15 protein-coding genes are annotated in these 19082 nt (G+C 71.0%); 14 read left to right on the forward strand and 1 reads right to left on the reverse strand.

Translation table 11 applies throughout. From position 1 onward, the window contains the following. Positions 1 to 46: 46 nt before the first annotated feature. The 13 genes from ACXKZB_RS05065 (at position 47) to mfd (ending at position 16772) form a co-directional block, all read left to right on the forward strand. The gene (locus ACXKZB_RS05065; protein ID WP_488824984.1) at positions 47 to 1405 is read left to right on the forward strand and encodes an ABC transporter substrate-binding protein; all 1359 of its coding nucleotides are present in this window, start codon (positions 47 to 49) and stop codon (positions 1403 to 1405) included. Continuing rightward, positions 1405 to 2427 carry a carbohydrate ABC transporter permease gene (locus ACXKZB_RS05070; protein ID WP_222659830.1) on the forward strand — a complete coding sequence of 341 codons (1023 nt, stop codon included), beginning with the start codon at positions 1405 to 1407 and terminating at the stop codon, positions 2425 to 2427. The genes ACXKZB_RS05065 and ACXKZB_RS05070 overlap by 1 nt, the downstream gene beginning before the upstream one ends. After that, a complete protein-coding gene (locus ACXKZB_RS05075) occupies positions 2424 to 3383 on the forward strand; it encodes a carbohydrate ABC transporter permease (protein WP_488824985.1) in 960 nt (319 codons plus the stop codon). Before ACXKZB_RS05070 ends, ACXKZB_RS05075 begins: the two co-directional genes overlap by 4 nt. 85 nt (positions 3384 to 3468) lie before the next feature. Continuing rightward, positions 3469 to 4308, forward strand: coding sequence for a sugar phosphate isomerase/epimerase family protein (locus ACXKZB_RS05080; RefSeq protein WP_488824986.1), 840 nt, complete (start codon positions 3469 to 3471; stop codon positions 4306 to 4308). Further along, positions 4305 to 5510, forward strand: coding sequence for a Gfo/Idh/MocA family protein (locus tag ACXKZB_RS05085; RefSeq protein WP_488824988.1), 1206 nt, complete (start codon positions 4305 to 4307; stop codon positions 5508 to 5510). The genes ACXKZB_RS05080 and ACXKZB_RS05085 overlap by 4 nt, the downstream gene beginning before the upstream one ends. Next, positions 5507 to 6394 (forward strand): sugar phosphate isomerase/epimerase family protein, encoded by an 888-nt coding sequence (locus ACXKZB_RS05090; RefSeq protein WP_488824990.1) that lies wholly within the window; start codon positions 5507 to 5509, stop codon positions 6392 to 6394. The genes ACXKZB_RS05085 and ACXKZB_RS05090 overlap by 4 nt, the downstream gene beginning before the upstream one ends. Then, entirely contained in the window at positions 6391 to 7680 is a 1290-nt protein-coding gene (locus tag ACXKZB_RS05095; protein ID WP_488824992.1) for a mannitol dehydrogenase family protein, read from the forward strand. Before ACXKZB_RS05090 ends, ACXKZB_RS05095 begins: the two co-directional genes overlap by 4 nt. Next, entirely contained in the window at positions 7677 to 9029 is a 1353-nt protein-coding gene (gene manD, locus ACXKZB_RS05100; protein WP_488824994.1) for a D-mannonate dehydratase ManD, read from the forward strand. Before ACXKZB_RS05095 ends, manD begins: the two co-directional genes overlap by 4 nt. A gap of 17 nt (positions 9030 to 9046) precedes the next feature. Next, entirely contained in the window at positions 9047 to 9958 is a 912-nt protein-coding gene (locus ACXKZB_RS05105; RefSeq protein WP_488824996.1) for a hypothetical protein, read from the forward strand. Between the two features lie 310 nt (positions 9959 to 10268). Next, positions 10269 to 11642 (forward strand): RbtT/DalT/CsbX family MFS transporter, encoded by a 1374-nt coding sequence (locus ACXKZB_RS05110; RefSeq protein WP_131845276.1) that lies wholly within the window; start codon positions 10269 to 10271, stop codon positions 11640 to 11642. 197 nt (positions 11643 to 11839) lie between these two features. Further along, positions 11840 to 12469, forward strand: a complete 630-nt coding sequence (locus ACXKZB_RS05115; protein WP_488824998.1) for a 50S ribosomal protein L25/general stress protein Ctc — start codon at positions 11840 to 11842, stop codon at positions 12467 to 12469. A gap of 29 nt (positions 12470 to 12498) precedes the next feature. Further along, entirely contained in the window at positions 12499 to 13083 is a 585-nt protein-coding gene (pth, locus tag ACXKZB_RS05120) for an aminoacyl-tRNA hydrolase (protein WP_222659848.1), read from the forward strand. 80 nt (positions 13084 to 13163) lie between these two features. Continuing rightward, complete coding sequence (gene mfd / locus ACXKZB_RS05125) at positions 13164 to 16772, forward strand: transcription-repair coupling factor (protein ID WP_488825001.1); 3609 nt, start codon at positions 13164 to 13166, stop codon at positions 16770 to 16772. Positions 16773 to 16865: 93 nt separating this feature from the next. Here mfd and nhaA read toward each other — a convergent pair whose 3' ends face one another. Beyond that, complete coding sequence (gene nhaA, locus ACXKZB_RS05130) at positions 16866 to 18044, reverse strand: Na+/H+ antiporter NhaA (RefSeq protein ID WP_488825003.1); 1179 nt, start codon at positions 18042 to 18044, stop codon at positions 16866 to 16868. Positions 18045 to 18134: 90 nt separating this feature from the next. Between nhaA and ACXKZB_RS05135 the strand changes: the two genes are divergently transcribed. After that, the gene (locus tag ACXKZB_RS05135; protein ID WP_488825005.1) at positions 18135 to 18866 is read left to right on the forward strand and encodes a MazG family protein; all 732 of its coding nucleotides are present in this window, start codon (positions 18135 to 18137) and stop codon (positions 18864 to 18866) included. Positions 18867 to 19082 lie beyond the last annotated feature (216 nt).

Below are 19082 nucleotides of genomic sequence, written 5' to 3' on the forward strand. Positions count from 1 at the left end.
ACCGGGCAGCGCCGCCCGGAGGAGGTCTCGAGGAGGAAACCCCCGGATGAACAGGACACGGCTCAAGCCCCGCACCCTCGTCGGTGCCGTCGCGGTGATCGCCCTCACCGCTCTCTCCCTGCAGGGCTGCGCCGTCGTGAACGGCAGCGGCGACGACCCGAACACCCTCCGCGTGATGATGGGCGCGGACACCACGTACCCCGAGGAGCGCAAGCAGTGGCAGCAGGACACCGCTGCCGAGTTCAAGCGCACCACCGGCGCGGACATCCAGTGGGAGACCTACTCGTCCGCGCAGGAGGAACTGACCGCGATCCAGACCAGCGTCATCTCCGGTCAGGGCCCCGACGTCTACGCCATCGGCACCACGTTCACCCCGACCGCCTACGCCACCGGCGCCTTCGTCGAGATGGGGGCGAAGGAGTGGAAGGCCATCGGCGGCAAGGACCAGTTCGACCCGGCCTCGTTCGGCATCTCGGGTCCGAGCGACTCGCAGCAGATCGGGATCCCCTTCGCCAGCCGCCCGTTCGTGATGGCCGTCAACAAGGACCTGCTCGCGAAGGCCGGCATCACCGACATGCCGACCACGTGGGACGAACTCACCGAGGACGCGAAGGCCACGACCGGTGACGGCCGCCACGGCATGGCGATCGCCTACGCCGACGGTTTCGACCCGTGGAAGTTCGTGTGGGGCATGGCGCAGAACGCCGGCAACACCATCGTCTCGACGGACGGGAAGGCCGAGATCGACAGCGACGCCGTCGCGAACGCCTACCGGACCTACTTCGACTGGGTCACGAAGGACGGCGTCGTCGACAAGGCCGCGATCGGCTGGAACAACGCGCAGGCCCTCGCGCAGTTCACCGAGGGCAAGGCCGCGTTCTTCCCGATGACGACCACCACCGCGATCAACTCCTTCACGGACACGAAGGTCGACGGGAAGTACGAGTTCGCCCTGCTCCCCACCGTCCCACCGGGCGCGAGCGAACGCCCCGCCGACGGCATCGAGGCCGCGAGCATCCTGTCCGGCGACAACTGGGTCGTGTCCGACTACGGCACGAAGCAGGACCTGTCGTTCGACTTCGTCAAGCAGCTCAGCGCCCCGAAGGCCCAGCTCGAGTACTACGACCTGTTCGGCAACCTGCCGACCAACGCCGACGCCGCCGCACAGCTCGCGGCCGACAACCCGCAGCTCAAGCCGATCATCGACGCCGGCCGCCTGTCGAAGCCCACCGCCTTCACCGGCGCCTGGTCGGACATCCAGCTCGCCCTGGTCGACGTCGTCGTGCAGTCGATCCCGTCACTCAAGGGCGGCGAGGTCACCGACGACCAGCTCCGTGCGCGACTCGAAGCAGCGCAACGCGACGCCCAGTCCACCCTCGACCGTCAGAAGAACGGAGGTCTGTGATGACCAGCACGCAGACCCGGCCCCGCACCGACGCGGCGCCGCCGCGGCCCGTGCGCCCGGCCGGCAAGACGCCCCTGTACAAGAAGGAGCGTCCACTCTGGATGCTCATCCCCGGCGGCGTCCTCATGCTCGCCGTCATCGTGGTGCCGCTCCTGGTGGGCTTCTTCATCGCGATGCTCGACCTGGACCAGTACACACTGCGGCAGTGGTTCAGCGCCCCCTTCGTCGGCTTCGCGAACTTCACCGAGGCCTTCACGAACTCACCCCTGCTCCACTCGATCTGGATCTCGGTTTCGCTGTCCGTGCTCGTCACGGCGGTCACCGTCCCGATCGGCGTCGCGGCCGCGATCTCCACGCAGAACCGGTTCCCGGGGCGCGGCCTCGTCCGGTCGATCTACCTGATCCCCTACGTGCTGCCCGCGTTCGTCGTCGGCACCTTCTTCCGCACGATGCTGCAGCCGCAGGGCGTGGTGAACTCGATCCTGCACACCGACGTGCTGTGGCTGAACGGCTCCGCGTCCTACTGGGCGCTCGCCGGCGTGATGATCTGGACGAGCTGGCCGTTCGTCTACCTGCTGTCGCTGGCCGGACTGCAGGCGGTGGACAACGAGGTGCACGAGGCCGCCGCGCTCGACGGGGTGACCTGGTGGGCGAAGCTCCGCTACATCATCTTCCCGTACCTGCGCGGGCCGCTCAGCCTTGCGGTGATCATCGCGATCCTGCACAACATCAACAACTTCACGCTGCCCTTCGTGCTGTTCGGCATCCCGCTGCCGTCGAGCGTCGAGGTCATGCCCGTCCTGACGTACATCGCGAGCTTCCAGTCGTTCCGCTTCGGGCTGTCCGCGGCGATGGCGATCTGCTCGCTCGTGATCGTCGCCATCCCGCTGTTCGTCTACCTGCGAGCCGTCAAGCTCGACACCGGTGACGACGCCGGCCCCAACCGGAAGCAGCGCCGCGCCGACCGCGCCACGCTCGCCGCCGCCCCGACCGCCGCCGACATCGACGGAGCACGCGCATGACCACTCCGAGCACGTCCTTCAGCACCCGCACCCGCCCCACCGCGACGCTCACCGAGAGCATCACGGCCGGCAGCGGCGGGAGACGGAGCAAGCGTCCGTACGACACCGACGTCACCCGGCTCCTGCCCCGCTGGCTGCTCATCATGGTGATCGCCGTCATCATCGCGTTCATCGCCGTCCCGGTCCTGTACATCCTGTTCGGTTCGGTGAACTCGGACGTCGCGGTTGCCCGCGGCGAGTACTTCCCGTCCGAGTTCACGCTGTCGAACTACGTCGCAATCTGGTCGACGGTCGCGCTCGGCGAGGGGCTGGTCAACTCGATGCTCACCGCCGGCGCGGTCGCCATCGCGAGTGCCGCGCTCGCCGTGTCCACCGCCTACGTACTGGTCCGCTTCCGGTTCCTCGGGCGCCTGACCATCCTGCGCGGGCTCCTCGCGCTGCAGTCGATCCCCGGCACGCTCCTGCTCCTGCCCGTGTTCGTCGTCTTCTCGAACATCGCCAGCGCCACGGGCGTGCAGATCATCGGCACCCGCTGGGGCCTGTTCGTCACCTACCTGACGTTCGCCCTGCCGTTCTCGACCTGGGTGATGGTCACCTACCTCCGTGGCCTGCCCAAGGAACTCGAGGAAGCGGCGCGCATCGACGGCGCCTCGAGCACCAAGATCCTGACGAAGATCGTCCTGCCGCTGTCGTGGCCCGGCATCGTCGTCTCCGCGATCTTCGCCTTCCTGCTCGGCTGGAACGACGTCCTGTTCTCCACGATCATGACGACCCCGAACACCCGGACGGTGGCCGTGGTCCTGCAGGTGCTCGGCACCACGCAGGAGGGCGGCGCGGTCCCGATCTACGGCCAGATGATGGCCGCCTCGATCGTCTGCGCGGTGCCGGTCGTCGCCCTGTACCTCATCTTCCAGCGCTACCTGGTGGGCGGTCTGACGGCCGGTTCCGTCAAGTGAGCGCGGCAGTCACCGCAACCCAGAACCGGACTGGAGGCCCGTGGCGGCCCCGCCACGCGCCTCCCGTCCGACACGAAAGGACACCATGACCGACCAGCCCACGTGGGAACTCTCCGGTTTCGGCGACGAGATCGACGCGGACCCCGTCGTCCAGGTCGCGGTCCTGCAGGCGCTCGGCGCGAGCGCCATCGAGGTCCGCAGCGCCTGGGGCGTGAACGTCGTCGACCTCGACGAGGACCAGCTCGCCGGACTGCACCGCCTGCTCGAGGAGCGCGGACAGACCGTGTCCGCCATCGCCTCGCCGATCGGCAAGGTCTCCGTCGACGAGCCCGTCGAGCACGAGGTCGGACGGCTCGGTCGCGCGATCGCCGCCGCGCACGCCCTCGGCACCACGAACATCCGGATCTTCTCGTTCTACTTCGAGGGCCGGCAGCCGGAGGACGTCCGCGACGACGTCCTCGTCCGGATGCGCGCCCTGGCCGACCTCGCCGCACGCGAGGGCGTGACCCTGCTGCACGAGAACGAGAAGGACATCTACGGCGACGTCCCCGCGCGCGTGCTCGACCTCGTCGAGAGCGTCGGGTCCCCGGCACTCCGCCTGGCCTGGGACAACGCGAACTACGTGCAGTGCGGCGTCAAGCCGTTCACCGACGGGTGGGCGCAGCTCGCGCCCTACGTCGACTACCTGCAGGTCAAGGACGCGCTCGCCGCCGACTCGTCGGTGGTCCCCGCCGGCGAGGGCGACGGCGAGCTGCTCCAGACCCTCACCGCGCTGCGCGACGCCGGGTACTCCGGCTACGCCTCGCTCGAGCCGCACCTCAGCGACTTCACCTCCCTCGGCGGGTTCTCCGGCCCCGCGGCCTTCGGTCGCGCCGGTCGAGCCCTCCGCACCCTCACGGACCAGATCGGAGTCACCCTGCGATGACCACCCCACTGAAGTTGGCAGTCGTCGGTGCCGGCGTCATCGGACGCCACCACGCCACGGTCGCCGTCCACCACCCGGACCTGCAGGTCGTCGCCCTCGTCGACGCGATCCCCGCGGCCGCCACGAGCGCCGCCGACGAGGTCGAGGCGATGGGCGTCACCCGCCCCGTCACGACGTCCACCATCGAGGAGGCGATCGAGCAGACCGACATCGACGTCGTCGCGATCTGCTCGCCGTCCGGCATGCACGTGCAGCTCGCCGAGGCCGCCCTGGCCGCCGGCAAGCACGTCGTCATCGAGAAGCCCCTCGACACCACGATGCCCCGCGCCCGGCAGATCGCCGCGCTCGCCGCGGCGGCCCGCGACCGTGGCCTGGTCACGAGTGTCATCAGTCAGCACCGGTTCGACCCGGCCTCGGCCGCCGTCGCCTCGGCCGCCCACGACGGCGGGTTCGGCACCGTGACCTCGGGCCTGGCGAGCGTCGCCTGGTACCGGTCGCAGGGCTACTACGACTCCGGCGACTGGCGCGGCACCTGGGCGCTCGACGGCGGCGGCGCGGTCATGAACCAGGGCGTGCACACCGTCGACCTGCTCGTCTGGGCGCTCGGCCGTCCGGTCGAGATCTCGGCGCAGACCGGGCTGCTCGCGCACGACCGCATCGAGGTCGAGGACACCGCCGTCGCCACCGTCCGGTTCGCCGGCGGCGCGCTCGGCGTCATCCACTGCACGACCGCCGCGTACCCGGGGCTCTCCGCCCGCTACGCCGTGTACGGCACCCACGGGTCCGCGATCGTCGACGACGACCGCCTGGCCTACTTCCACATCGCACCCGACGCCGCCACCCTCGAGTCCGCGTCGACCACCGCGAACGCGTCGGCGGTGGCGGGCGCCGTCGACCAGAAGGACGACGTCGTCCCGCCGGAGCACGTCGTCGGCGGCCCCGCCGAGCCCGACCACTTCGCCGCCGGCCACGGTCGGCAGTACACCGACATCGTCGCCGCGATCCGCGAGGGCCGCGAGCCCGGCGTGACCGTCGACGCGGCCCTCGTGTCGCTCGCCACCGTCCGCGGGCTCTACGTCAGCGCGACGCTCGGGCAGCCCGTCCGGATCGACGACGTGATCGACGGGAAGTACGACGACGTGGTGCCCGTGGTGGGCGCTGCAGCAACGTCCGACACCGCGACCGAAGGAGCCACCCGATGAAGTTCTCCGTGTTCACCGCGTCCACCCCCGACTGGACCCCGTCGCAGGCCGCGTCGACGCTGGCCGACCAGGGCTGGGACGGAGTCGAGTGGCGCATCGTCGACGACCGCCCCGCGGACGGAACCGTCGTGCCCGCCGGTCGCTCGTTCTGGGCCGGAAACGACTCGACGTGGCAGTTCACCGGCATCCAGGACCAGGTCGGCGAGATCGCCCGGATCACCGACGCCGCCGGCCTCGAGTACTCCGGCATCGGCGGGTACCAGCAGGCGTCGGACCACGAGGGCGTCGAGACGATGCTCCGCGTCACGAGCGAGCTCGGCGCCCGGCAGGTCCGGGTCTCGATGCCGGTGTACCGGCAGGAGAAGGAACGCACCGGCGAGACGTACGGTCAGATCTTCGACCGCACCCGAGCCGACCTCGAGTGGGCGGTGACCCGGGCGACCGAGCTCGGCGTCAAGGCGCTCGTCGAGCTCCACCACATGACCATCACCCCCTCGGCCTCGGCGGCGCTGCGACTCGTCGACGGCCTCGACCCGGAGCACGTCGGCGTCATCCACGACCTCGGCAACCTGGTCATCGAGGGGTACGAGGACCACCTCGCCGCCTTCGAGCTCCTCGGCCCCTACCTCGCCCACGCCCACGTGAAGAACGCACGGTGGGTCGACACCGGCGACACCCGGGCCGACGGCAGCACGATCTGGCAGCACGAGTGGGCGCCGTTGCGAACCGGCCAGGCATCCGTGTCCGAGTACCTCGACGCCCTCCGCCAGGTCGGCTACGACGGGTGGGTCACCATCGAGGACTTCTCCACCGACCTGCCGCTCGAGGCTCGTACCGCCGACAACCTGGCGTACCTGCGGTCCCTCGTGCCGGTGTCGGCATGACCGACCGCCGACCGGGCATCGTGCACCTGGGGGTGGGTGCGTTCGCGCGCGCCCACCTCGCCTGGTACACGGCCCACACCACGGGGGAGCCGTGGGGCATCACCGCCTTCACCGGCCGCTCGCCCGCGGCGGCCGACGCGTTGGTCGCGCAGGACTGCCGGTACACGCTGGTCACCCGCGCCGCGTCCGGCGACGACGCCGAGGTGGTCGACACGATCGTGGCCGCCCACGCGGGCAGCGACGACACGACCTGGAGGCACGTGGTCGCGTCGCCGGCGACGACCATCGTCACGCTGACGGTCACCGAGCAGGGCTACCGGTCCGGTTCCGACGTCCCGGCCCGGTTGGTCGCGGGGCTCGACGCCCGGCGGACGGCCCGCGGCGGGCGCATCGCGCTGGTCAGCCTCGACAACCTGACGCACAACGGCGCGGTGCTGCGCGAAGCCGTGCTGGGTGCCACCACGGACCCCGACCTGCGCGCGTGGATCGAGGCGAACGTCGCGTTCCCGTCGTCGATGGTGGACCGGATCACGCCCGCCACCACCGACGCCGACGTCGCGGGCCTCGCCGCCCTGCCGGGAGCGCTCGCCGGGGACCGGGTGCCGGTGGTCACCGAGCCGTTCGCTGAGTGGGTGCTCGAGGACCGCTTCGACGGCATCGACCGGCCCGCGTGGGAGACCGCCGGCGTGCGCATCGTCGACGACGTCACCCCGTACGAGCAGCGGAAGCTCTGGCTGCTGAACGGCTCGCACTCGCTGCTCGCGTACCTCGGGCTCCAACGCGGGCACGAGACCGTCGCCGCGGCGATGGAGGACCCGGTGTGCCGGGCCGCCGTCGAGCAGCTGTGGGACGAGGCCGCCCGCGAACTGCCGCTGCCCACCGACGAGGTCGCCGCCGCCCGCGCCGCCCTGGTGGACCGGTTCGCGAACCCCCGCATCCGGCACACCCTGCGGCAGATCGCCTCCGGCGGGTCGCAGAAGCTGCCCGTCCGGGTCGTCGACGTCGTGCGGCACCGGCTCGAGCGCGACCCGTCCGCGGGCATCGGGCCCGGCGCCGCGACGGCGATCGCAGCGTGGTGGCTCCACGTCACGACGCAGCCGGACCTCGTGGACGACGACGGAGCCCCCGGGGCAGACTCGGACGTGCACGACGTGCTGCGCGGCATCGCCCCAGACCTCGACACCACCGCCGTGGTCGACGCGATCACCGCGGCGGCCGACGACATCCGGGCGGCGAGCACCGCCGCACGCACCACCAGCAGCACCGACGAAGGAGTCCACGCATGACCGACACCACCACGAACCCCGCGGCCCCGGTGCCGGGCGCCGCCGACACCGGCGCGGCGACTGGGCAGACCTCCGGGCGTCCGGACACGTGGGCGTCGGCCGACCGCGGCCAGCTCATCGAGCGCGCCGAGGTCATCGTCACCAGCCCGAACCGGAACTTCGTGACGCTGAAGATCACGACCGCCGACGGCGTCACCGGCCTCGGCGACGCGACGTTGAACGGCCGCGAGCTCGGCGTCGCCGCCTACCTGTCCGAGCACGTCGTGCCGCTGCTGATCGGCCGCGACGCCAGCCGCATCGAGGACGCCTGGCAGTTCCTCTACCGCTCGTCGTACTGGCGCCGCGGCCCCGTCACGATGGCCGCCATCGCATCCGTCGACATGGCGCTCTGGGACATCAAGGCCAAGGTCGCCGGCATGCCGCTGTACCAGCTGCTCGGCGGGGCCTCGCGCACCGGGCTGATGGCGTACGGGCACGCCTCGGGCAAGGAACTCCCCGAACTGTTCGACTCGATCCGCGAACACCAGGAGGAGGGCTACCGCTCGATCCGCGTGCAGACCGGCGTCCCGGGCCTCGAGAGCATCTACGGCATCGCCTCGAACAAGACCACCGAGGGCAACGAGGGCGTCCGGTACGACTTCGAGCCGGCGCAGCGCGGAGCCTTCCCCGCCATGGAGGACTGGGACACCCGCGCCTACCTGCGCCACGTGCCCACCGTGTTCGAAGCCGTCCGCAACGAGTTCGGACCCGAACTGCCGCTGCTGCACGACGGCCACCACCGGATGACCCCGCTGCAGGCCGCGAAGCTCGGCAAGTCGCTCGAGCCGTACGACCTGTTCTGGCTCGAGGACTGCACCCCGGCCGAGAACCAGGAAGCCCTGAAGCTCGTCCGGCAGCACACCACCACGCCGCTCGCGATCGGCGAGGTCTTCAACACCATCTGGGACTTCAAGGACATCATCCGCGACCAGCTCATCGACTACGTCCGCGGGGCCGTCACGCACATGGGCGGCATCTCCCCGCTCCGGAAGACGATGGACTACGCCGCGATGTACCAGGTCAAGTCCGGGTTCCACGGGCCGACCGACATCTCGCCCGTCGGCCTCGCCGCACAGATGCACCTCGGGATGGCGATCCACAACTTCGGCATCCAGGAGTACATGCAGCACGGGCCGCAGACGAACCAGGTGTTCCAGCAGACCTTCAGCTTCACGGACGGCTACCTGCACCCCGGTGACGAGCCCGGCCTCGGGGTCAGCCTCGACGTCGACGAAGCCGGCAAGTACCCGTACGAGCAGGCCTACCTGCCGTTCAACCGGTTGGCCGACGGCACCGTCCACGACTGGTAGCGGGCAAGCTGGGGGGCATGGAGTTCGCGGACGTCGCCAGGGAGCTGCTGCTCGTCGCGCCGGGGGACTTCGTCGCCGAGCGCACAGCCCGCCAGCGCGCGGTGCGGAAGGACGACCGCGACCTGGCGGCGGCGATCGGGAAGCTCCGGAAGCCCGCACCGGCAGCGTGGGTCGTGGACCTGCTCGCGCACGACGGCGCCCTCGACGACGCGGTCGACCTCGGACCAGCGCTCCGCAAGGCCCAGGCCGACGCCGACCCCGGCGAGATCCGGACGCTCCGACAGCAACGCTCCGAGGTGATCGAGGCCCTGGCGCAGGCCGGGGCCGACCTCGCCTCGGACGCCGGACACCCCGCGACGTCGGCCGTGCTCGAGCAGGTGCGCGCGACGATCGAGGCCGCGATGGCCGACCCGCACGCCGGAGCCGCCGTGCGCTCGGGGCTGCTCGTGACGCCGTTGGAGAGCGTGGGGTTCGACGCGGTCGACCTGGACGGGGCGCTCGCGCACCCGGACGCGGTGCCGGACGCCTGGTCCGGCAGCGATGCCCCACCCATCCCGATCACCCGGGCGAGGGGCGCGCGGAAGGCGAGCCGTGCCTCCCGGTCGACGGAGACGGCACCACCGGACCGACCGGAGCCGGACGCCGAGCCGGAGCCGGAGCGTGACCCGGCCGCCGCCCGGAAGGCCGCGCGCCAGGCGGAGACCGCCGCCCGGAGCGAGTCCCGGGACGCCGACGCCGCACTCGACGTCGCGGAGTCGGAGCTCGAGGCGGCCGAGGAACGCCGGGCCGACCTGCAGCGCGAACTCGACCGGGCCACCGCGGAGGTCGAGGCCCTCGAACGTGCTCGTGACGCCGCCGAGGCCGCGAGCAACGACGCCCGCGAGCTGCTGGCGGCCGCGCAGGAGCACCGGCGCACCCTCGGTCGCTGACCCCAGTACGCCGGGAACGCCCTCCGCGCACGCTCCGCTGCCCGGATCGTTACACAACAGTTGTCGTTCTTGACGAGCGGCGTTGGAGCGGTCTAATCTCGGGCACCATGCTTCGGGCCGGCGATGGTCCGCCGGGAGCCGTCTCCGCATCAGCACGGGGCGTCCCGGGTACAGGACTCGCATCATCGCCGACGCCCCGATCGCCCGCAGCCACCGCGCGGATGGTCGGGAGCGTGGCGCGCGGCGCACCCCGGAGACATGCCGCGATGCCGGGTCGAGCACTCCGGGGCCCCTCCAGGAGAGACGACACATGTCGGAACCCCGCACCGAACGCACCACGACCCTGACCCCGCCCAACGGCGTCGCGACCGCACCACCCGGCTCCACGCCACCGGCACCCGCCGTGGGGCGCGAGGGTCTCATCGCCCGCCTCGGCATCCCGCACCCGCTGCGGTGGGGCTTCCTCGGCGTCCTCGTCTTCATGACGGGCGACGGCATCGAGTCGAACTTCATCGCGCCACACATCGCCGCGGCGCTCGGCTCCGGCGGCACGGACAGTGCAGCGATGGTCATCGGCATCTACGGCGTCGCGGTCCTGGTGGCGTCGTACTTCGCCGGTGTGCTCTCCGAGCTGTGGGGGCCCCGCCGCGTCATGACGATCGGCGCCGTCCTGTGGGTGGTGTTCCAGGTCGCGTTCCTCGCGGCACTGCCCACCGGGTCGGTCGGACTCATCGCCCTGACGTACTTCCTGCGCGGACTCGGGTTCCCGCTGTTCGCCTTCTCGTTCCTCTGCTGGGTGAACCACACCGTCGCACGTGAGCGGAACGCGACCGCCGTCGGCTGGTTCTACGTCGTCTTCACCGGTGGCCTGCCGACGCTCGGCTCGCTCATCGCGATCGGCAGCATCCCCGCGTTCGGCGGCGGCCACACGGGCGAGACGTGGTCGATGGCCCTGTCGCTCGTGCTGGTCGCGGCCGGCTGGGTGATCGTCCGGTTCGGTGTCCACGAGCAGACCGGACTCGGCCGCATCGCCCCGCGCTCGCACTCCGCCGCACGGGTCATCGCCAGCGGCATCGAGGTCTGCATCACGCGCCCCAAGGTCCTGCTCGCCGTCCTGATCCGGCTCGTCAACACGGCGCCCGAGTTCGGCATGTTCGTGATCATGCCGGCGATCATCGGCACCGAGCTCGGGTGGGGGCAGTCGAAGTGGCTGACGATGACGGTGATCGTCTACGCCGGCAACATCCTGTTCAACGCCTTCTTCGGCGCCCTCGGCGACCGCATCGGCTGGATCCGCACCGTCAAGTGGTTCGGCATCGGCGCCTCGGCCATCGGGCTGCTGGCCTGGTGGTACGTCCCGCACCTGGTGCCCGCCGGTTCCGAGTGGGGCTTCTGGCTCGCGACCGCCGCGGGGACGGTCTTCGGCATCATGCTCGCCGGGTTCACGCCGATGGGTGCGATCGTCCCCGCCTTCGCCGGCGAGGAGCGCCGCGGCGCCGCGATGGCCATGTACGCGACGGCGGCCGGCGGTGCGACCTTCCTCGGCAACGCCGTGGTCAGCGCCGTCCTGCCGTGGGGCGGGCCCGGCGGTGTGGTCTGGACGTTCGTCGGGCTCTACGTCCTCGCCTTCGTGGTGCTCTCGTTCCTCAGGGTGCCGAAGGAAGCGGTGGCCGCCGGGCACTGAGGCACGACACGCCCGGCGGGTGCTGGTAGAGTTGGTGATTGACTTCGGCGAGGGCCGCGACAGCGGCCGTGATCGACGCGGTGGGAGACCCGGCCCAGCAGGGAACGTTCCTCACGCGTGCACGCGTTCGAGTTGCAACACCACAGACCCCCACGATGCCGGACCGCCGGTGTCGACCCCCGAGACCAGGAGGCACCATGGCCGACTACACGAAGCTCGCAGCGGACGTCCGCACCAAGTTCGGCAAGGGTGCAGCGCGCAAGCTCCGCGCCGCCGACAAGATCCCCGCGGTCGTCTACGGCCACGGCACCGAGCCGAAGCACATCTCGCTGCCCGGTCACGAGACCATGCTGCTCGTCCGTACCGCCAACGCGGTCGTCGACCTCGACATCGAGGGTGCTGCCCAGCTCGCCCTCGTCAAGGACGTCCAGCGTGACCCGGTGCGCCAGATCATCGAGCACATCGACCTCGTGGTCCTGCGCCGCGGCGAGAAGGTCACGGTCGACGTGCCCGTCGTCATCGAGGGCGAGTCCTTCTCCGGCACGATCCACGTGCAGGACCTGAACACCGTCTCCCTGCTGGTCCTCGCGACCGACATCCCGGAGCACGTCGTCGTCGACGTCGAGGGCCTCGAGGACGGCAAGCAGATCGTCGCGTCCGAGCTGACCCTCCCCGAGGGCGCCGAGCTCGAGACCGACCCCGAGGCACTCGTCGTGCAGATCGTCACCCCGCGTGGCACCGCCGACGACGACGCTGCGGACGAGGCCTCGGCCGAGGCCGGCGCCGAATCCGGTGCCGAGGGCGGCTCCGAGCCCGTCTCCGAGTAACACTCCTTCGAAGGCACCTGGTCGACGCTGTGGCGGATCGAACACTGGTCGTGGTCGGACTCGGGAACCCCGGGCCCGACTACGCCGGCAACCGCCACAACGTCGGCCAGATGGTCCTCGACGAACTCGCGTCCCGCATGGGCGCGACGTTCAAGAAGCACAAGACGCCGAACCAGGTCGCCGAAGGGCGCCTGGTGCCCGGTGGCCCGCGGTTCGTGCTGGCGAAGCCCGGCTCGTTCATGAACACGTCGGGCGGCCCGGTGTCGTCGGTGCTCGGGTTCTACAGCGCCACCCCGGCCGACCTGGTCGTCGTGCACGACGAGCTCGACCTGCCGTTCGACACCGTCCGGCTCAAGGGCAGCGGTGGGCACGGCGGCCACAACGGCCTCCGCGACATCATCAAGGCGACCGGCACGAACGAGTTCTCGCGCGTGCGGGTCGGCATCGGTCGCCCGCCCGGCCGTCAGGACCCGGCCGACTACGTGCTGCGTGACTTCTCCGCAGCCGAGAAGAAGTCGCTGCCGATCCTGCTGGCCGACGCCGCGGACGCGGTCGAGGCGATCGCCGAGCTCGGGCTCGTCGCCGCGCAGCAGCGCGTGCACGCGCCGTCCTGACGGCACCGGCCGATCCCGGCCGTGTTCGCCCGTCGCGCACCACGCGGGCGGTGTCGGTGGGGGCCGGTACCATCTCCTGAGTGACGATCTCGGGCATCATCCCTGCGCTCTCGCGCGCCTCCGCGTTCGATCGCGTGCTCCGTGCCGCGCCTCGTGACGCCGACTTCTCGGTCGTCGACGGCCTGCGGGTCCCGCTGCTCGGGGCACTGATCGCCGAACGGAACAGCCCGCAGTGCGTGCTCGTCATCACGGCGACCGGGCGTGAGGCCGAATCCGTCCGCGACGCCCTCGGCAGCTACGTCCCCGACGCCGACGTCCTCGAGTTCCCGGCGTGGGAGACCCTGCCGCACGAACGCCTCAGCCCGAGTGCGCAGACGGTCGGCACCCGGATCGCGACCCTGCGCCGACTCGCGTCGTGGTCCGCCGCCGACGTCGCCGACCGCCGCACCACCATCGTCGTGGCGAGCGTCCGCGCCGCCCTGCAGCCGATCGCGGCCAACCTGACCTCGCTCGCACCCGTCCTGCTCCGGACCGCCTCGCGCGGCAACGACCTGGCAGCGATCGCCGCGAAGCTCGTCGACATGGCCTACGCCCGGGTCGACCTCGTCACCCGGCGCGGTGAGTTCGCGGTGCGCGGCGGCATCCTCGACGTCTTCCCGCCCACGGCCGACCACCCCGTCCGCGTCGACTTCTTCGGCGACGAGATCGAGGCGATCAAGGCGTTCTCGGTCGCCGATCAGCGCACCACCGAGGACGACCTCGGCTCGGTCGAGCTCACCGCCTCGCGCGAACTCCTGCTCAGCGACGACGTCCGGCAGCGGGCGCGCGAGATGCTCCACGAGTTCCCCAACCTGTCGCAGATGTTGGCGAAGATCGCCGAGGGCATCCCGGTCGAGGGCATGGAGTCCCTCGCCCCGGCGCTCGTGCAGGACCTCGTGCCGATGACGTCGTACCTGCCCGAGACCGCCACCATCGCGGTGTTCTCGCCCGAGCGGGTGAACGGCCGCGCCAACAGCCTGGCCGAGACGAACACCGAGTTCTTGCAGGCCGCCTGGAGCGCCGCGGTCGCCGGGGCGCAGGCACCCATCGACCTCGACGCCGGCAACTTCCTGACGGTGCAGCAGCTCAAGAACACCCGTGGGCAGCGCACCTGGTGGACGGTGTCGCCGTTCGACTCCGGGCTCGACGAAGGCGACACCGCGCGCGTGCTGACCGACGCCGAGGCGGCAGCCGAGGCGGGGGAGTACATCCGCGTCCGCGCCGAGGCGGTGCCGAGCTTCGCGGGCAGTGCCGACGGCGCGATCGCGCACGTCAAGGCGCTCACCGATGACGGGTGGGCGGTCGTGGTGACCGCCCAGGGCCAGGGACTGGTCGAACGGGCGGTGCAGGTCCTCGCCGACGCCGGGGTCGCAGCCCGTGCCGAAGCCCTGCCCGCGCCTCCCGAGCCGGGTGTCGCCATCGTCACGACCGCCACCGTCGAGCACGGCTTCGCCATCCCGGATCCGCGCATCGTGGTCCTCAGCGAGGCGGAGTTCTACGGCCGGAGCGTCCAGCAGGGCGCGCGCACCGTCAAGAAGCTGGCGAGCCGCCGCAAGAACGTGGTCGACCCGCTGCAGCTCAAGCCGGGCGACGTCGTCGTGCACGCGACGCACGGCATCGGCAAGTTCGTCGAGCTCGTCAGCCGCGAGGTCTCCAGCGGCGGCCGCAACGCGGTGAAGACGCAGCGCGAGTACCTCGTGCTCGAGTACGCGCCGTCGAAGCGGAACTACCCCGGCGACAAGCTCTTCGTGCCGACCGACCAGCTCGACCAGCTGTCGCGGTACGTCGGTGGCGAGTCCCCGAGCCTGTCGAAGATGGGCGGCTCGGACTGGTCCGCCGCCAAGTCGAAGGCCCGCAAGGCCGTCCGCGACATCGCCGTCGACCTGGTCAAGCTGTACTCGGCGCGGATGGCGTCGAAGGGGCACGCGTTCGGGCCGGACACACCGTGGCAGCGCGAGCTGGAAGAGGCCTTCCCGTTCGCCGAGACGGCCGACCAGCTCACCACGATCGACGAGATCAAGCGCGACATGGAGCGGCCGATCCCGATGGACCGCCTGCTGTCCGGCGACGTCGGCTACGGCAAGACCGAGGTCGCGATCCGCGCCGCGTTCAAGGCGGTGCAGGACGGCAAGCAGGTCGTCATGCTCGTGCCGACGACGCTGCTCGTCCGCCAGCACATGGAGACGTTCCAGGAGCGCTTCGCCGGGTTCCCCGTGCACCTGCGCGCCCTCAGCCGGTTCCAGTCCGAGAAGGAATCCAAGGAGACCATCGCCGGGCTCGCCGACGGGACCGTCGACATCGTCATCGCGACCCACCGGATCCTGTCGCAGGGCATCACCTTCAAGGACGTCGGCCTCGTCATCATCGACGAGGAACAGCGGTTCGGCGTCGAGCACAAGGACCAGCTCAAGAAGTTCAAGACGAACGTCGACGTCCTGGCCATGTCGGCGACCCCGATCCCGCGGTCGCTCGAGATGGCCGTCACCGGCATCCGCGAGATGTCGACCCTGGCCACCCCACCAGAGGACCGCCACCCCATCCTGACCTTCGTCGGGCCGCAGTCCGACCTGCAGGTGGCCGCCGCGATCCGCCGCGAACTCCTGCGTGAGGGCCAGGTGTTCTACGTGCACAACCGCGTGAAGGACATCCAGGGCGTCGCCGCGCACCTGGCCGAGATCGTGCCGGACGCCCGTATCGCCGTGGCGCACGGGCAGATGTCCGAGAGCACCCTCGAGCAGGTCATGGTCGACTTCTGGGAGCGTCGGTTCGACGTCCTCGTGTCGACGACGATCATCGAGACCGGGCTCGACATCGCGAACGCGAACACGCTCATCATCGACAAGGCCGACAAGTACGGGCTGTCCCAGCTCCACCAGCTGCGCGGTCGTGTCGGCCGTGGGCGGGAGCGCGGGTACGCGTACTTCCTGTACGACTCCGAGAAGCCCCTGTCCGAGACCGCGCAGGACCGCCTCGAGACGATCGCGGCGAACAACGAGCTCGGCGCGGGCATGCAGGTCGCCATGAAGGACCTCGAGATCCGTGGTGCCGGCAACCTGCTCGGTGGCGAGCAGTCCGGGCACATCGCGGGCGTCGGGTTCGACCTGTACCTCCGGATGATCGGCGAGGCCGTCTCGCAGTTCCGCGGCGACGTCGCCGAGGGGCAGACCGAGCTGCGGCTCGAGATCCCGGTCGACGCGCACATCCCCGAGGACTACGTCGAGTCCGAGCGGCTCCGGCTCGAGGCGTACCAGAAGCTGTCCGCGGCCTCGGCCCCGACGGCGCAGCAGGACGCCATCGACATGGTGCTCGACGAGCTCACCGACCGGTACGGGCAGCCACCGCAGGCCGTGCAGACGCTGGTCGAGGTCTCCCGGCTCCGTCGCATGGCGCAGCAGGTCGGCCTGTCCGACGTGGTCGTCATGGGGTCGAACCTGCGCGTCGCGGGCAAGGAGCTCGCCGACTCGTCGCAGGTGCGGCTCAAGCGGATGTTCCCGGGCGCGAAGTGGTTCCCGCAGCAGAACGCGGCGAGCATCCCGATGCCGCGGCCGCACGACCAGGCGCTGCCGGACGACGCCCTGATCCGGTGGGTCGAGAGCATCCTGACCGCGGTCTACGGCGCGACGACGCCGGCGGAGGCGCCGGCCGCGTAGGGGCGGCGATCTTCGACCCGGAACGACGTCCTCGATGTCGTACGACAACGAGAACGTCGTTCCGGGTCGAACCGCGCCCGGGCCCGCGGCCCGCTACTCGGTGTCCTCGGCCTCGGACAGCTCACGGCGCGCACGGTACGCCCGCGCCCGCAGCGTGACGACGACCGCCGACGCGACGATGGCGATGCCGGACCCGACGAGCACGGCGAGCACACCCTCGTCGAGGACCTCCTCGTTGCGGGCGAACGCCAGCTCGTTCATGAGCAGGGAGACCGTGAACCCGATCCCGCCGAGCACCCCGACGGTGATGATCGAGAAGAACGACAACGAGGACCGCCCCGGTGACCGGAAGAGCCGCGTGGCGACGACGCCGAACAGCGTGATGCCGATCACCTTGCCGACCGGCAGCGCGACGACGACCGCCCAGAACGTGGGGGAGAGCTCGCTGATGCCGACCGAGGGGATGACGACCGCGGCGGAGACGAACGCGAACACCGGCAGCACGATCGCGTTCGACCACGGCTCGACGTGCTCGTGCAGGGTGTGGCCCGGTCGGCGGGGCAGCACGAGCCCGAGCGCGACGCCGGCGATGGTGGCGTGCACGCCCGAGTGGTGGACGAGCCACCAGGTGACGAGTCCGACCAGGACCATCGCCACGATCAGGAGTGTCTGGCCGCTGCGCCCCGGGCGGAGCATCCGGCCGAGCACCCAGAACACGGCGAGTGCGACGACCGCACCGCCGAGGGCCGCGAAGTCGGTGTCGTGCGCGAACACGACGGCGATGATGATGATCGCGATGAGGTCGTCGAGCACCGCGAGTGCGAGCAGGAACACGCGGATGCCGCTCGGCAGCCCACGACCGAACATCGCCAGGACACCGAGGGCGAACGCGATGTCCGTCGCCGTCGGGATCGGCCAGCCGTGTGTGTACGGGGTACCCGCGGTCACCAGCAGGAACACCCCGGCCGGGACGAGCACGCCGCCGACCGCCGCGATGGCCGGCACGATCGCGGTCTTCGGGTTCGACAGCTCACCGTCGACGAGCTCCTGCTTCAGCTCGATCGCGACGAGCAGGAAGAAGACCGCGAGCAGGCCGTCGCTGACCCAGTGCGCGATCGACAGGTCGAGCCCGACGGCGCCCAGTGGCGGGTGCGCGTCGAGCAGGCCTTCGAGGCCGGGGCCGACGGGCGAGTTCGCGACGACCAGGCCGAGTACGGCGGCGGTCAGGAGCGCGATGGCGCTGAAGCGGGGCGAGCGGACGAGGGACGACATGGATCTCCGTCTCGAGGGGTCGGGTGAGTGTCCGTCGACCAGACTTCCCGACACACCACGACCAGCATACGTGGGTGAGACGATGGCGCGATGACCGCCGTACCGGACCTCGTCACCGTCGTCGACCGCCTGCTCGCCGAGGACGGGGGCTGCGTCTGGAACCGTGCGCAGACCCACGCCACGCTCGCCCGCTACGCCGTCGAGGAGTCCTACGAACTCGTCGACGCCATCGACGACGGCGACCCCGACGACGTCCGCGAGGAGCTCGGCGACGTCCTGTACCAGGTCGTCCTGCACGCCGGGATCGCCGAACGCGCCGGGGAGTTCACCCTCGAGGACGTCGCCGCCGGCGTCCGCGACAAGATGGTCCGTCGGCACCCGCACGTGTTCGGCGACGAGACCGCGGACACCGTCGACGACGTCGTCCGGGTGTGGCGCGCGGCGAAGGCGGCCGAGAAGTCGGCCCGGACGAGCGTGCTGGACGGGGTCCCGCGCGCGATGCCGCCGCTGGAACGGGCCGTCAAGCTGCTGGAGCGCCTGGACGAGCACGGTGCGGCCGACGCGGCCGTCGCGTCCGTCGTGGCCGCCGACCGGGAGGCCCGTGACCCGTCCGCAACGCCCGCTGCGGCATCCGGAACGGAGACCGCTCGGGCATCGGTCGGGTCTCCGGCGCCGGCCGACGGTGCGGGGGTGGTGGACCCCACGTGGGGGATCGCGATGCTCGAGGAGATCACGAGGGCGGTGCACGACGGCATCGACCCGGTCGCGAGTCTCCGCGCCGCGGTCGCTGCGCTCGAGGCCGCCGGCCGCGCCGCGGAGTGAGTGCGCGGGAGGTCGCCCGCCGCCTGCGGAAACGGAGAAGGGCGCCCTCCTAACCCGAAAAAGGAGGGCGCCCGTGAGCGGGTGGGCACACCCCAGGGAGAGGTGTGCACGCAGAACCCACTCGAGTCGCGGGGCACACTGCAGCACGGTGCCCACGCGATCGGTCCGGAGAGTGGATCAGGCACGCTCCGGACCGAAGTACTGAATGCAGTATGC

This window comes from Curtobacterium sp. ABR8 (assembly GCF_057812125.1).

What these genes read in the sequence shown, in the direction of transcription:
- nhaA (WP_488825003.1), bottom strand. Translation starts at nt 18,044, where the DNA reads ATGTCGTCCCTCGTCCGCTCGCCCCGCTTCAGCGCCATCGCGCTCCTG.
- ACXKZB_RS05090 (WP_488824990.1), top strand. Translation starts at nt 5,507, where the DNA reads ATGAAGTTCTCCGTGTTCACCGCGTCCACCCCCGACTGGACCCCGTCG.
- ACXKZB_RS05065 (WP_488824984.1), top strand. Translation starts at nt 47, where the DNA reads ATGAACAGGACACGGCTCAAGCCCCGCACCCTCGTCGGTGCCGTCGCG.
- ACXKZB_RS05085 (WP_488824988.1), top strand. Translation starts at nt 4,305, where the DNA reads ATGACCACCCCACTGAAGTTGGCAGTCGTCGGTGCCGGCGTCATCGGA.
- ACXKZB_RS05095 (WP_488824992.1), top strand. Translation starts at nt 6,391, where the DNA reads ATGACCGACCGCCGACCGGGCATCGTGCACCTGGGGGTGGGTGCGTTC.
- ACXKZB_RS05135 (WP_488825005.1), top strand. Translation starts at nt 18,135, where the DNA reads ATGACCGCCGTACCGGACCTCGTCACCGTCGTCGACCGCCTGCTCGCC.
- manD (WP_488824994.1), top strand. Translation starts at nt 7,677, where the DNA reads ATGACCGACACCACCACGAACCCCGCGGCCCCGGTGCCGGGCGCCGCC.
- ACXKZB_RS05075 (WP_488824985.1), top strand. Translation starts at nt 2,424, where the DNA reads ATGACCACTCCGAGCACGTCCTTCAGCACCCGCACCCGCCCCACCGCG.
- ACXKZB_RS05080 (WP_488824986.1), top strand. Translation starts at nt 3,469, where the DNA reads ATGACCGACCAGCCCACGTGGGAACTCTCCGGTTTCGGCGACGAGATC.
- ACXKZB_RS05070 (WP_222659830.1), top strand. Translation starts at nt 1,405, where the DNA reads ATGACCAGCACGCAGACCCGGCCCCGCACCGACGCGGCGCCGCCGCGG.
- ACXKZB_RS05110 (WP_131845276.1), top strand. Translation starts at nt 10,269, where the DNA reads ATGTCGGAACCCCGCACCGAACGCACCACGACCCTGACCCCGCCCAAC.
- ACXKZB_RS05115 (WP_488824998.1), top strand. Translation starts at nt 11,840, where the DNA reads ATGGCCGACTACACGAAGCTCGCAGCGGACGTCCGCACCAAGTTCGGC.
- ACXKZB_RS05105 (WP_488824996.1), top strand. Translation starts at nt 9,047, where the DNA reads ATGGAGTTCGCGGACGTCGCCAGGGAGCTGCTGCTCGTCGCGCCGGGG.